Annotated in this window: 15 protein-coding genes; 8 read left to right on the forward strand and 7 right to left on the reverse strand. The window is 30.4% G+C overall.

Annotated elements, in window-relative coordinates:
* Positions 1–30 precede the first annotated feature (30 nt).
* A complete protein-coding gene (locus tag ACTT9X_RS02530) occupies positions 31–1,335 on the forward strand; it encodes an NAD(P)/FAD-dependent oxidoreductase (RefSeq protein WP_440934128.1) in 1,305 nt (434 codons plus the stop codon).
* On the opposite strand, the gene ACTT9X_RS02535 is transcribed toward ACTT9X_RS02530, so the two are convergent.
* The 4 genes from ACTT9X_RS02535 to ACTT9X_RS02550 are packed head-to-tail and all read right to left on the reverse strand — an operon-like array spanning position 1,332 to position 5,063.
* Positions 1,332–2,132: a M23 family metallopeptidase gene (locus ACTT9X_RS02535; protein WP_440934129.1), complete on the reverse strand. Its 801-nt coding sequence runs from the start codon at positions 2,130–2,132 to the stop codon at positions 1,332–1,334. The genes ACTT9X_RS02530 and ACTT9X_RS02535 overlap by 4 nt on opposite strands.
* Positions 2,117–2,875: an SDR family NAD(P)-dependent oxidoreductase gene (locus ACTT9X_RS02540; protein ID WP_440934130.1), complete on the reverse strand. Its 759-nt coding sequence runs from the start codon at positions 2,873–2,875 to the stop codon at positions 2,117–2,119. Before ACTT9X_RS02540 ends, ACTT9X_RS02535 begins: the two co-directional genes overlap by 16 nt.
* Entirely contained in the window at positions 2,875–3,468 is a 594-nt protein-coding gene (locus ACTT9X_RS02545; RefSeq protein WP_440934131.1) for a TerC family protein, read from the reverse strand. Before ACTT9X_RS02545 ends, ACTT9X_RS02540 begins: the two co-directional genes overlap by 1 nt.
* Positions 3,468–5,063, reverse strand: a complete 1,596-nt coding sequence (locus ACTT9X_RS02550) for a GMC family oxidoreductase (protein WP_440934132.1) — start codon at positions 5,061–5,063, stop codon at positions 3,468–3,470. Before ACTT9X_RS02550 ends, ACTT9X_RS02545 begins: the two co-directional genes overlap by 1 nt.
* A gap of 148 nt (positions 5,064–5,211) precedes the next feature.
* Here ACTT9X_RS02550 and ACTT9X_RS02555 point away from each other — a divergent pair, with 148 nt between their 5' ends.
* From ACTT9X_RS02555 to ACTT9X_RS02575, 5 genes are all read left to right on the forward strand, one after another.
* On the forward strand, positions 5,212–6,306 hold the full coding sequence (locus ACTT9X_RS02555; RefSeq protein ID WP_440934133.1) for a TRAP transporter substrate-binding protein: 1,095 nt from the start codon (positions 5,212–5,214) through the stop codon (positions 6,304–6,306).
* 67 nt (positions 6,307–6,373) lie between these two features.
* Positions 6,374–6,988, forward strand: a complete 615-nt coding sequence (locus tag ACTT9X_RS02560; protein ID WP_440934134.1) for a TRAP transporter small permease subunit — start codon at positions 6,374–6,376, stop codon at positions 6,986–6,988.
* Positions 6,985–8,319, forward strand: a complete 1,335-nt coding sequence (locus ACTT9X_RS02565; RefSeq protein WP_440934135.1) for a TRAP transporter large permease — start codon at positions 6,985–6,987, stop codon at positions 8,317–8,319. The genes ACTT9X_RS02560 and ACTT9X_RS02565 overlap by 4 nt, the downstream gene beginning before the upstream one ends.
* Before the next feature lie 25 nt (positions 8,320–8,344).
* Positions 8,345–9,802, forward strand: a complete 1,458-nt coding sequence (locus ACTT9X_RS02570; protein WP_440934136.1) for a cytosine permease — start codon at positions 8,345–8,347, stop codon at positions 9,800–9,802.
* Positions 9,803–9,807: 5 nt separating this feature from the next.
* The gene (locus ACTT9X_RS02575) at positions 9,808–10,554 is read left to right on the forward strand and encodes an SDR family NAD(P)-dependent oxidoreductase (RefSeq protein ID WP_440934137.1); all 747 of its coding nucleotides are present in this window, start codon (positions 9,808–9,810) and stop codon (positions 10,552–10,554) included.
* Between the two features lie 2 nt (positions 10,555–10,556).
* Here ACTT9X_RS02575 and ACTT9X_RS02580 read toward each other — a convergent pair whose 3' ends face one another.
* The gene (locus tag ACTT9X_RS02580; RefSeq protein WP_440934138.1) at positions 10,557–10,688 is read right to left on the reverse strand and encodes a hypothetical protein; all 132 of its coding nucleotides are present in this window, start codon (positions 10,686–10,688) and stop codon (positions 10,557–10,559) included.
* A 77-nt stretch (positions 10,689–10,765) separates the two neighbouring features.
* Here ACTT9X_RS02580 and ACTT9X_RS02585 point away from each other — a divergent pair, with 77 nt between their 5' ends.
* Complete coding sequence (locus ACTT9X_RS02585) at positions 10,766–11,419, forward strand: DUF3047 domain-containing protein (protein WP_440934139.1); 654 nt, start codon at positions 10,766–10,768, stop codon at positions 11,417–11,419.
* Between the two features lie 3 nt (positions 11,420–11,422).
* On the opposite strand, the gene ACTT9X_RS02590 is transcribed toward ACTT9X_RS02585, so the two are convergent.
* Positions 11,423–11,560, reverse strand: coding sequence for a hypothetical protein (locus ACTT9X_RS02590; RefSeq protein WP_440934140.1), 138 nt, complete (start codon positions 11,558–11,560; stop codon positions 11,423–11,425).
* A 57-nt stretch (positions 11,561–11,617) separates the two neighbouring features.
* Between ACTT9X_RS02590 and ACTT9X_RS02595 the strand changes: the two genes are divergently transcribed.
* Positions 11,618–12,031 carry a YbgC/FadM family acyl-CoA thioesterase gene (locus ACTT9X_RS02595; RefSeq protein WP_440934141.1) on the forward strand — a complete coding sequence of 138 codons (414 nt, stop codon included), beginning with the start codon at positions 11,618–11,620 and terminating at the stop codon, positions 12,029–12,031.
* On the opposite strand, the gene ACTT9X_RS02600 is transcribed toward ACTT9X_RS02595, so the two are convergent.
* A complete protein-coding gene (locus tag ACTT9X_RS02600; protein WP_440934142.1) occupies positions 12,021–12,701 on the reverse strand; it encodes a uracil-DNA glycosylase in 681 nt (226 codons plus the stop codon). The two genes, ACTT9X_RS02595 and ACTT9X_RS02600, sit on opposite strands and share 11 nt — an antisense overlap.

A 12,701-nucleotide genomic window follows, 5' to 3' on the forward strand; every position in this document is an offset into this window, starting at 1 on the left:
AATTACAACCAATTATCGTAATCTTCTTTCATGGAAGTATTGAACGATAATAGCTGTAGTTGGGTTAATGATTTAAGTCCAAGAAATAATATTGTAACACTTTCATCTGATATAGAATGTGAATGGTTAATTGTAGGAGCAGGTTATACGGGATTATCTGCAGCAAGAAAATTAGGTCAACTTTACCCAAATCAAAAAATATTATTAGTTGATGCTCAATTAGCAGGAGAGGGTGCTAGCTCAAGAAACTCAGGGTACTTAGTGGATACAACACTTAATGATGGTTTTAACTCTAATAAAGAATTTGATAATTATAAAAAAAAAGCAGATATCTATAAATTGGGAATAGATGTTATTAAAAAATTTATTAAAGAATATCAGGTAGACTGTGATTGGAATGAATGTGGAAAATATTTTGCATCATCAAAGCAAGAAGATAGAAAAATATTAGAAAATTTTTCAGATACCCTCTCAAAATTAGGTTTCGAACATAATTTGCTATCAAATAAAGAACTTAAAAAAAGATTGGGTACCAATTTTTACAATATTGCTCTTCATACAAAGGGAGGGATTTTATTGCATCCAGGTAAATTGGTTAGAGCTATGATTGACACATTACCTGAAAATGTAAATCTTTATGAAAATTCTTCATTATTAAATTGGAAAAAGAAAAATAGTACAGTCATTTGTAAATTTAAAAATGGTTCAATTAAAACTAAAAAGATTATTTTTGCTACAAATGGTTTTCTGAAGTCATTAGGAATAAAATCAAATTATAATTTTCCAATTACTTTAACAGCAAGCATGACTAGATCTTTAACTAAAGAAGAGTTTGCATCTATTGGTGAACCAAAAGAGTGGGGTGTATTACCTGTTAGACCAATGGGAGCTACTATCAGGATGACTAGAGATAGAAGAATTTTAATTAGAAATACTGCAGAAGTTTTTAATCCTTATCAAATGTCTAAATCTGAATTAACTAAAAGATCATTTAAACAAAAGATTGGAATTAAAAAAAGATTTCCAGAATTACCGGATGATATTATCCAATCTTCTTGGTCAGGTATTGTTTCACGAACAAGAAATAGTTCTCAAATTTTTGAAAAAATAGATGATAATATATTTGTTGCAGGTTGTTATAATGGCTCTGGTATTGGAGTTGGCACTTTATTTGGAGAGCAAATTGCAATTAAAGCAAGTAATGAAAATACGAAAGAGATAGAAATTATTGAAGCAAGAAATAAACCCACTTGGCTTCCTCCAGATCCAATTTTAAGTTTAGGAGTTAGAGCTAGATTGATTTATGAACGTTTAAGAGCAAAATCTGAGATTTAGTTTAGAACAGACATGGGATCTAGTCTCGTTTGAAACCAATTCACTCTAAAATCCAAATGTGGTCCTGTTGATCTTCCTGTTGATCCTACAGTTCCTATAACATCTCCTTGATTAATTTGATCACCAACTGAGACTAGTACATTTTCTAAATGAGAATATATTGTGGATATCCCATGACCATGATCCATTATAACTGTGCCACCAGTATAATATAAATCATCTTCAGCCATAGTAACTACACCCGAACCAGAAGATTTAATCATCGTTCCTTGTTTAGCTGCAATATCTATTCCATAGTGAGGCCATCTTGGTTTACCATTTAAAATTCTTTGACTACCATAAACACCACTGATTATTCCTTCAACTGGCATGATAAATTTTTCTTTAAAAAATTGTAGATCTGAATTAATTGCTCTTGCTTCTCCAATTGCATTATTTTCTTTTTTAATTCTTTTATAAACAGACTCAGGTGGGGTGACTTTACTTTCTGCCAGACCATCTATTCTTTGTATATTATATTTCCTCTTTAAAACCTTTTTTGTAATTATTGATTTTTTTCCATTAATAATTTTTGTAAATGTTAGGTCGTATTTTTGATCTCGATCTATACCAAAAACAAAAAAACCATCTTTTGATACTTTAACCTTTTTTTTTCCAACCAAAATTTTAGCATTAGGGTCAGTTTTACCTAATATAAAATGACCTTGTAGAAATTTACCTTGGAATTCAATAGCGTTTACTGGTGATATAAAAATTAAAAAAACAAAAAAAAATCTATAAATTATTGAGCTGTCCATCCACCATCTATAATTATTGATGTTCCTGTAATCATTGAAGATGCTGATGATGCTAAAAAGCATACTGTTGTGGCAACATCACTTTCTGTAGCTGCTTTACCCATTGGGATATTTCCAAGAGCTAATTTTTTAAATTTTTTATTTTTAAAAAAGTTTTTAACCATTGGCGTTTCAACAAAAGTAGGTGCAACTGTGTTAACTCTAATATTTTTTTTAGCTAATTCGACACCCATTCCTTTTGTTAATCCTTCAATTCCAAATTTAGTCATATTGTAAACATTTCTACCACCCATGCCTACATGACCAAGCTGAGATGACATATTTATAATTGATCCAGGCCTTTTTTTATTTTTAATCATCTTTTTAACAACAAGCTGTGCAACGTTAAATGCTGCTTTTAGATTTAAATCCACTAGGTAATTCATACTCTTTTGTTTAATTTTTTCAAAGGGCTCTGGAATATTAGTCCCTGCATTGTTTACTAGCACATCAATAATTTTAATTTTTTCTAATTTTTGTTTTAAATCTTCATAATTCATTACATCGCACGAAACTTTAATAATTTTACCTTTAACTTTTTTAATATCCTTTTCTAATTTATTTAAATCTGAAGGAGTTCTACTTAGAGCTATAACTGTTGCACCTGCTTCAGCTAATGCAATTGAACACGCTCTTCCAAGTCCTTTTCCTGCACCAGTAACTAAAGCATATTTGTTTTTAAGATTTATTTTTTGAAGATACATTAAAAGAATAATATTTTAATATCTGTGTAAATCAACTCAACTGCTACAACTAAAATGGCTAATAATCCAAGCCAAGCTATCCATCTATATTTTTTAATCCATCCAGAAATTAAAGTTGCTGCGGTTGCCATTAAAACAATTGATAAAACTAACCCAAAAACAAGAAGTCCATAATGTTCACCAGCTGCTCCAGCAACACCTAAAACATTATCTAAACTCATTGTAAAATCAGCTAATAGAACAGTCCAAATAGCCTTTAAAAAACTAGAGCTATCTACTTTAATGTCTTCTTCGGTTTGAGAGCCTTTTATTACGTCCACATAAAGTTTGTAAACAATATAAAGGAGCAGCAATCCTCCTATTAACCTCAAACCTGTAATTTGTAAAAGATATGCGGTAAGCAATGTTAAAATAATTCTTAAAATAACTGCACCACCAATTCCCCAGAAAATAACTTTTTTTCTTTGTTCTGGTGGAAATTTAGATGCAACCATTCCAATTATAATTGCATTGTCTCCAGCTAAAACTAAATCAATAAGAATAATTTGAGTTAATATTGCTATTTGCTCAGGTGTAAAAAATTCTGCAAACATTACTGATGTAGTATCATGTCAGAACCTTTTTCTGCAATCATAATAGTTGGTGCATTAGTATTTCCAGAAGTAATATAGGGCATTACAGATGCATCTATCACTCTAAGGTTTTTAATTCCATGAACTTTTAATTGATCAGACACAACAGCATTTTCATCTTTTCCCATCCTACATGTACTGACAGGATGAAAAATAGTATTAGCATATTTTCCCGCTTCAACAGCCAACTGCTCATTGTCAGTAATATTTATACCTGGTCTTAGTTCTTCTGGTCCATAATTTTTATAGGCTTTGGACTCCATAACTATTTTTCTTACTATTTTAAGAGACTTTCCTGCTATTTCTCTATCTTCATCTGTAGAAAGATAATTCATTTTAATCTTTGGAGGAATTCTTGTATCTGAAGATTTAAGTTCAATAGATCCTCTGCTAGTAGGTCTTACATTTGTAATGGTTGGTGTAAAAGCAGGAAATTTGTGTAAAGATGATTTTCCTAAGAGATCTGTACTAGCAGGAGAAACATGAAATTGTAAGTTAGGAGTTTCTAAATGTGGATCACTCTTAACAAAACCACACAAATAACTAGCACCAACTGTAAGAGGACCAGTTCGTGTTAAGAAAAATTTTAATCCAGTAAATATTTTTTTAGTAAAGCTATAATAAATATCATTTAAAGTTTCTAAATTTTTTATTTTATATACTGGTCTTAACATTAGATGGTCAGTTAAGTTTTGGCCTATATTTTTATTTTCCATTAATACTTCAATACCGTTATCTTTTAATAATTTTGCTGGCCCCAAACCTGAAGCTTGAAGAATATGTGGAGATCCAATAGTACCAGCACTTAAAATTATTTCACTATTTGCCTCAACAGTATTTAATTTATCACCAGTCCAAAAATTGACTTTTTTGGCAATCTTATTTTCAAATTCAATATTTTTGATATGAGCTTTAGTTATAATTTTTAAATTACTTCTATTTTTTACAGGATTTAAATAACCAACTGCTGTGCTACATCTAAAACCATTTTTTACTGTTAAAGGGAAATATCCCATTCCCTCATTATCGCCATTATTAAAATCATCAGTTTTTTTATATCCAAATTCCTCTGCAGCTTCTAAAAATAAGTCTAAAACTTTGAATGTAGATCTAATTTTTTCTACTTTTAATGGTCCACCAGAGCCATGAAATTCATTTTTTCCAAATTGGAAATCTTCAGATTTTTTAAAATAAGGTAGAACATCATCCCATGACCATCCTACATTTCCTAATTGTCTCCAATAATTATAATCATTTGATTGCCCTCGAATATAAAGCATTCCATTAATAGAAGAACTTCCTCCAAGTGTTTTTCCCCTTGGGTAAGTCATCTTTCGATTGTCGCAGAAAGGCTCTTCCTCTGTGTTAAAACACCAATCTGTCTCAGGATTATGCATTGTTTTAAAATACCCTCCAGGAATATGTATCCACGGATTAGTATCTTTACCTCCAGCTTCTAAAAGTAAGACTTTATTTTTAGGATTAGATGAAATTCTGTTAGCAAGAACACATCCAGCTGATCCAGCACCAATTATAATATAATCAAAGTTATCCATTACTTAGAACTCTTATAAATTAAAATTTTTTTATTTGTAACATTTCTGTACACAAAAAAATCAAAATAATCCAATATTAACACTTGTTTTAGATTTCATTCTTTGACAAGCTTTCATTTATAAAAATACATAGAGAGGGAAAAACGATATGAAAAAAATCATTTCAATGTTATTTGCAGTTGCGATGGTATTTGGATTTATTTCAAATGCTAATGCTGCAAAAACACTAAAATGTCAGACAGTTCTTAACACTAAAGCTGATGAAGTTAAGATGTTAAAGGACTTTACTGATACAGTAACTGAATTAACTGGTGGATCTTTAAAATTTGAAATTTTACCTGCAGGAGCAGTTGTTGGAGTTAAAGAGACTCTAGATGCTGTTGACAAAGGTTTGATTGACTGTGGATTTGCATGGACTCACTATTGGTCAGGCGAACACCCTGCTGCAATGCTATTTGGTTCTCCAGTAGCTGGTGGTGGAATAGGTATAGATAATTTAGCGTTTTTATCTTGGTTCCAATATGGTGGTGGAAAAGCGCTTTATGATCAATTATGGAAAGAAATGGGAAGAGACATTAAAGGATTTATGCTTCAACCTGTTGGACCAGAGGCTTTAGGTTGGTTTCCAAAACCAATTAAAGATATGGCTGATTTTAGAAAATATAAATTCAGAACGCCTCCAGGAATTCCAGGACAAACTTATAAAGACATCGGTATAGCATCTGTTGCTATGGGTGGTGGAGACATTCTACCAGCTTTAGAAGCAGGAACTATTGATGCTGCTGAATGGTGTTGTCCAAAACCAGACTTAACTTTTGGTTTCCAAAAAGTTTTAAAGCACTATTATTTACAAGGTTTACACCAAGTAGTAGTAAATGCTGACTTTTATATTACTGGAAAAACATATAATGCTATGACTGCACATGAGAAGAAGTCTCTTGAAGTGGCGGCTGATGCGTCTTTGATAAAATCTTTAAGTTATAGAATTTTATCAAATGGTGAAGCTTTACAAGAACTTACAACAAAACATGGAGTGATTTTAGAAGATACTCCATCTGACTACTTCACTGAGTATATGGCAGCTGCTAAAGCAACTTTGAACAAAAATGCTGAAAAAAATGCATTTTTTAAAGAAGTTTATGACTCTATGAAAGTATTTGCTGATAAAGCAGTTCCTTTCTGGAGTGGTGCTCAAATGTCAAATGCTAAGCTAGGAATGGCTCACGCAGCAACATTAAAGTAATCATTAAATAATTAGAACATTAGAGCGGACTTATTAGTCCGCTCTAACTTTTTTAATAAAAATTTTTATGGCTGAAGAACCAAGTAAATTAGATATTTCAGATGAAATGATTGCCGAAAGGCGAGGTGGTTCGGGAAAAATGCCAGAAGACATGCCATCTTGGATGGCAAAGTCTATAATTAACATAGATAAATTTAGCAAGCGAGTTGGTAGTATAGTCTGCTGGATATTAATGCCACTTATTTTTGCTATGACCTATGAGGTACTTGCTAGAAAATTATTTTTAGCACCGACAATATGGGCTTATGATATTAGCAGATTTTTATATGGAGCTCTTTTTATGCTGGGTGCAGGTTATGCACTTTCAAAAGGAATTCATATTAGAGCAGATTTTCTATACAGAAATTTTAAAATTAAAAACCAAGGATTAATAGATTTTTGGCTGTATCTTTTATTTTATTTCCCAGGTCTAATAGTATTTTTTTATATGACTTTTGGATTTGTTGTAGAGTCTATTCAAAGAGGTGAAAGAGGAATGGATACTACCTGGATGCCATATATGTGGCCAATCAAAACATGTTTATTAATTGGAATTATATTTTTACTTATCCAAGGATTTTCAGAATTACTTAAGAGTTACTGGGCAGCTAAAAAGGGTGAGTGGCCAGGAGAGGATAAATGATAGCAGAATTAATTGATCCTGCTATTTTAGGTTTTATTTTGGTTGGAGTAATGCTTTTTGCAATTTTTGTTGGATTTCCAATTTCTTTCACTTTGATTTTTTTAGGTTTTGTATTTGGTTATTTAGGATTTGGAAAATTAGTTTTTTATTTAATGACACTCCAATTTTCAATGGTTATGACTGAACAAACTCTCGCCGCCGTTCCCCTCTTTGTGTTTATGGGAATAATGATGGAACAAGCAGGTTTAATGGAAAGATTGTTTTCAGCCTTCCAGATGATGTTAGCTAGAGTTAAGGGCTCATTATACTACGCAGTATTATTTGTTTCAGTTATTTTTGCAGCTGCAACTGGAATAGTTGGTGCCTCAGTTACTATCTTGGGAATTATGGCTGCAAAATCAATGAACAGATCAAATTACGATGTAAAACTTGCTGCAGGTACAATTACAGCTGGTGGAACTTTGGGAATTTTAATTCCACCCAGTATCATGCTTGTAGTTATGGGGCCAATAATGGAAATTCCAGTTATTGATTTATTTGCAGCTGCAATTATTCCAGGAATTCTTCTTGCAAGTTTATATGCAGGCTACACCACAATCAGATGTATGATAAACCCAAAACTAGGGCCTGTTCTTCCAGAAGAAATGCGAGCTGTTAGCATGAAAGAAGTTTGGATTGAGTTTTTTTTAGGCTTAGTTCCACCCGCAGCATTAGTTTTTGCAGCATTAGGAAGTATTTTATTTGGTTTTGCTACACCGACAGAGGCTGCAGGGTGTGGTGCAATGGGTGCATTGCTACTTTCATTAGCATATAAAAAATTAACATTATCAAAACTTCAAGAAGCTTTAGTTAAAACTTTAGAAATTACAGCTTTGATTATGGTTTTAGTTGCTGCCTCAAATTTTTTTGGAGCAGTATTTGCCAGATTGGGAACACCAACTTTATTAACAGAATTTTTATTAGGTTTAGAAATGAATAAATATCTGATCTTAGGAATGATTATGGTGATGATATTTTTGTTGGGTTGGCCATTAGAATGGGTACCTATAGTTATGATAATTGTTCCAATAATTTTGCCATTAGTAGAGGCGTTAGGATTTAATTTAACTTGGTTTGCAATATTAGTAGCTGTTAATCTCCAGACCGCCTGGCTATCTCCACCTGTTGCACTCTCAGCATATTTTTTAAAAGGTGTAGTACCAGAATGGGATTTAAAAGATATTTATTATGGAATGATGCAATTTATGGTTCTGCAAATAATAGGTTTGGTTTTAATTATTATATTTCCTAAGATTGCCTTATGGTTGCCAACTCTCTTATATGGACAGTAGAATTTATTAGTTTAAAATAAATTTAGTGAATCAGCCAAAAGTAAAATATTCTCTTTCAAATTGGGACCTGGTGACAGTTAACCCAAATTACAAAACTTGGAATTGGAAAGATCTTTTTTGTCTTTGGGGCGCTAATGTACAAAGTCTAATTGGTTTCTCATTAATCTCTTCACTTTACTTAATGTATAGCTTAAACGCATTTGTAGTATTTTTTGGAATAATATTGGGATCTTTTTTTGTTTATTTATTTTCAAATGCAATTGGGAGGCCTTCTCAAAAATTTGGTTTACCTTTTGCAGTATTATTAAGATCTTCGTTAGGATTTAATGGTGCTAAATTATTTGGATTAATCAGAAGTTTGGTTGGGATTTTTTTATTTGGTATCCAAACTTATTTTTTATCTAAAATTTTAGTTTACCTGATAAGGATAACAATTTTTTCAATTGATAATTCTTTATTGGAGCAAGAAGTTTTTATTATCTTCTATTTTGGTTTGAATATTATTGACTGGTTTGCAATAGTGATAACAATTGTTCTACAGACTTTATTTTTTACTGTTGGGATGCAGTATAATAAAAAAATAATTAATTTCTCAGCGATGACAGTCTATGCTGGTATGCTTATTTTTTTCTTTGTTGTTTTATTAAGTGATGTAAAAATAACTACACAAGCTTTTTCAAATATTTTTAATTTAAATAATTTTTTAGATGTTAATAATTTAGCACCTTTATTGACTGTTGCTGGAACAATATTTGCCTATTTTTCAATTTTAATAATTAGTTTTGGTGATTTTTCTAGATATGTAAAAAATGAGAAAGAATTAAAAAAAGGAAACCTAAGTTTAATTTTGAATTTAATTATTTTTTCATTTTTATCTGTTTTCATTGTTATAGGGTCTGATGTTTTTCTTAATCAAAAATTTTCAGATATAGACAGAATTTTTACCAATCCAACAGATATAGTAGGAAAATTTGATAATATACAAATAACAATAGTTGTTCTATTTTTTATTATAATCGCTTCAGCTTCAACAAATTTAGTTGCCAATTTCATCCCATCTCAATACTCTCTAATAAATTTTGCTCCTTCAATATTAAGTTTAAAGAGAGCTAGTTATTTAATTGCTTTTTTTGGTTTGTTGATCGCAATCTTTTGGCTGACTATATTGAGCCAAATAGGAATCTTATCCTTTGTTGATACTTTTGGTGCTTTCTTTGGTCCTTTATTTGGAGTGATGGCAGCTGATTATTATTTAATTAAAAATGAAGAATTAAGTAATAAAGATCTATATTCTTTAGACAAAGATAGTGCTTATTATTATTCAGGTGGTTGGCATATAAAAGGTGTTTATTCTTTAATATTAGGATTTATTTTTTCAGCGTCAACAATTTGGAATACTAATTTAATGTTTTTACAATCTTATGCTTGGATAATAGGTGCATTTGTCGCGTGGATGACATACTACTTGTTAGCAAAAAAATAATTTTAATGCACACATTTGATTTTAAAAATAGAACAGCTGTAGTTACTGGTGGAGCCCAAGGGTTTGGTTTAGATGTTGCAAAAAGATTTTTAGTTTCTGGTGCTAAAGTTTTTATATGGGATATAGATGAAAACCTTCTTAAATCAGCAGTCGATGAAGTAAAAAACCCTAACTTATTTTACAGTGTCGTTGATATATCAAATTATCAAGATGTGGAGAAAAACGTTGCAGATATAACCTCAAAATCAAATATAGATATTTTAATCAATAATGCTGGGATAACAGGTCCTACAGGTCCTTTGTGGGAGTATGATGTCGATATGTGGAATAAAATAGTACAGATAAATTTAATGGGTACTTTTAACTGCTGTCGAGCAATTGTACCAAATATGATTAAAAACAACTATGGAAGAATTGTTAATGTAGCTTCAGTTGCAGGTAAAGATGGTAATGCAAATGCAAGCGCGTATAGCTCAGGAAAAGCTGGCACAATTGGATTAACGAAAGCTTTGGGTAAAGAATTAGCTGACAAAGATATAGCTGTAAACGCTGTCACCCCAGCAGGTGCTAAAACTAGAATTTTAAATCAAATGAGTAAAGAGCATGTACAAAGAATGCTGTCAAAGGTGCCAAGAGGAAGATTTCTTGAAATACATGAGTTTACCTCGCTTGTTTGCTGGCTTTCTTCACAAGAAAACACATTTTCTACAGCTGCGGTATTTGATATCAGTGGTGGTAGATCCACATATTAGTCTCAAAAATTTGAAACTATTTTAAGATCTTTATTTTGATTTTTAATAGAATTTTTACCCATAACTGGTGCTGTGATCATTATTGACCAATATATAAGAAGTATTAACACAGAAATTATTTTCACATTATTCATTTAGCAATCAATCTTGAATTTAGAATGTTTAAATTGTGACTGAATATTGAATTTATAAATAATCTATCTATAAGAAGATGATGTTAAAAATTTTTTATATTTTTATTACATCATTAATCTTTCTTAGCTCCGCACATACAGAAACTGTAAAAGTTTTTGAATTTACTGAAAAAGAATTATCAGCACTAGAGATCCGTAAAGTAAGAGGAGCAGATAACAAAACTTCTTATACTGTTGGATCAAATGAAAATGGTAATTATTTAAAAGCTATAGCAGATAATGCTGCTTCAGGCCTAGGAAAAGTGATCAAAATTGACCTAAATAAAACACCTTTTATTAATATCACATGGAAAATTGAGAAAGACCTTCGTGGAATTAAAGAGAATACGAAAAAAGGTCATGATTATGCTGCTCGTGTTTTTGCTATTAAAAAAACTGGAGCTACACCTTTATCAAATAGAGCAATTAATTATGTTTTTTCAAGTAATAGTGAGGTTGGTGAAAATAGACCCAGTCCATATACAAAAAAATCAATAGACAATGTATTAGCAACTACTAAAGACAACTTAAATGAATGGGTAACAGTAAAAGCCAATGTTAAAGAAGATTTTAAAAAATTTCATGATCTAGATGTGAATGAACTAGATGGTTTGGCTATAATGGCTGATACTGATAATTCTAAAATGAAATCAATTTCTTATTTTCAGAATATTTATTTTTCGGCAGATTAATTATCATTTTACATACTTTTTTAATCCGATACTTAAAAACGATAATAAAATAGCTGCTATAACATCAGCAATTGGAATTGCATTTGGAAATCCAAAGTTCCATATAATTACTCCGATTAACCAAGTTATATAAATTTTCATCTTAAATATTATATCTTAGTTTCTATTAAATTTTTATTTATTTGATATTATTAATTTATGCATAAAAACTTTACTCATAATGTTAAAGTATATTATGAGGACACAGACGCTGGTGGAGTCGTGTACTATGCTAACTATTTAAAATATTTAGAAAGAGCCAGAACAGAAGCGTTATCAACTATTGGATTAAGCAATACAAAAATAAAAAACGATTTTGGTGCTCTTATAATTGTTAAATCGTGCAATATTGAATATAAAAAATCTGCATATTTAGAGGATGATTTACAAATTAAATCTTTTGTATACTCTACTTCAAAAACTTCTTTTTTAATGAACCAATCAATATTTAAAGATGAGGAGTTGATAGTAGAATCTAAAATTCATCTAGTATTTATAAATGAAAAATTTAAGCCAGTTAAAATTCCAGAAAAAATCTTATCAGACTTTAAACCTTATACTTCTAGTTCATAGATATTTTTCTAGCTTTTTTAAATAAATCTACAATCATTCTTTCAGATATAAGTTTAGTATTTACATTTCTGGGGCTAGGGTGATAACAGGCAATTAATTTAATATTTCCTGGTAGTAAATAGGATTTTCCGTGAATAAATTTTATCTTTTCTTTTAAATTGTATTTTTTGTTATAAAATTTAACACAATTATCAAATGCCACTTTTCCTAAAGCAATAATAGTTTTTAATTTTTTTAAATTATAAATCTCACTATCAAAGTATTTTGAACAATTATTAAGCTCTTCTATTTTAGGTTTGTCTCCTGGAGGAACACATTTTAAAATGTTAGTTATATATGTTGATTTTAATTTAAGACCATCATTTAGATTTTCTGAATTTGGTTGGTTTGATATTTGAGCTTTAAATAAACATTTAAATAAAAAATCTCCAGATTTATCACCCGTGAAAGCTCTTCCTGTTCTTGTGCCACCATGGGCTGCTGGAGCTAATCCAAGTATTAAAATTTTTGCATCAATTTCACCAAAACCTGTAACTGGTTTTCCCCAGTAAGTTTCATTTATATTTTGTTTTCTTTTTTCTGTTGAAATTTTTTTTACAAAATCAACAAGCCTTGGACATTTTTTACATTTAAGAATTGTTTTATTTAAACTATCTATTTTAATATTCAT

This window comes from Candidatus Pelagibacter sp. (genome assembly GCF_052049855.1).
In the GTDB taxonomy this organism is placed as follows: Bacteria; Pseudomonadota; Alphaproteobacteria; order Pelagibacterales; family Pelagibacteraceae; genus Pelagibacter.

Excerpts from the sequence above, each read along its gene's own strand:
- ACTT9X_RS02530 (WP_440934128.1), top strand. The coding sequence starts at position 31 with ATGGAAGTATTGAACGATAATAGCTGTAGTTGGGTTAATGATTTAAGT.
- ACTT9X_RS02535 (WP_440934129.1), bottom strand. The coding sequence starts at position 2,132 with ATGGACAGCTCAATAATTTATAGATTTTTTTTTGTTTTTTTAATTTTT.
- ACTT9X_RS02540 (WP_440934130.1), bottom strand. The coding sequence starts at position 2,875 with ATGTATCTTCAAAAAATAAATCTTAAAAACAAATATGCTTTAGTTACT.
- ACTT9X_RS02545 (WP_440934131.1), bottom strand. The coding sequence starts at position 3,468 with ATGTTTGCAGAATTTTTTACACCTGAGCAAATAGCAATATTAACTCAA.
- ACTT9X_RS02550 (WP_440934132.1), bottom strand. The coding sequence starts at position 5,063 with ATGGATAACTTTGATTATATTATAATTGGTGCTGGATCAGCTGGATGT.
- ACTT9X_RS02555 (WP_440934133.1), top strand. The coding sequence starts at position 5,212 with ATGAAAAAAATCATTTCAATGTTATTTGCAGTTGCGATGGTATTTGGA.
- ACTT9X_RS02560 (WP_440934134.1), top strand. The coding sequence starts at position 6,374 with ATGGCTGAAGAACCAAGTAAATTAGATATTTCAGATGAAATGATTGCC.
- ACTT9X_RS02565 (WP_440934135.1), top strand. The coding sequence starts at position 6,985 with ATGATAGCAGAATTAATTGATCCTGCTATTTTAGGTTTTATTTTGGTT.
- ACTT9X_RS02575 (WP_440934137.1), top strand. The coding sequence starts at position 9,808 with ATGCACACATTTGATTTTAAAAATAGAACAGCTGTAGTTACTGGTGGA.
- ACTT9X_RS02580 (WP_440934138.1), bottom strand. The coding sequence starts at position 10,688 with ATGAATAATGTGAAAATAATTTCTGTGTTAATACTTCTTATATATTGG.
- ACTT9X_RS02585 (WP_440934139.1), top strand. The coding sequence starts at position 10,766 with ATGATGTTAAAAATTTTTTATATTTTTATTACATCATTAATCTTTCTT.
- ACTT9X_RS02590 (WP_440934140.1), bottom strand. The coding sequence starts at position 11,560 with ATGAAAATTTATATAACTTGGTTAATCGGAGTAATTATATGGAACTTT.
- ACTT9X_RS02595 (WP_440934141.1), top strand. The coding sequence starts at position 11,618 with ATGCATAAAAACTTTACTCATAATGTTAAAGTATATTATGAGGACACA.
- ACTT9X_RS02600 (WP_440934142.1), bottom strand. The coding sequence starts at position 12,701 with ATGAATATTAAAATAGATAGTTTAAATAAAACAATTCTTAAATGTAAA.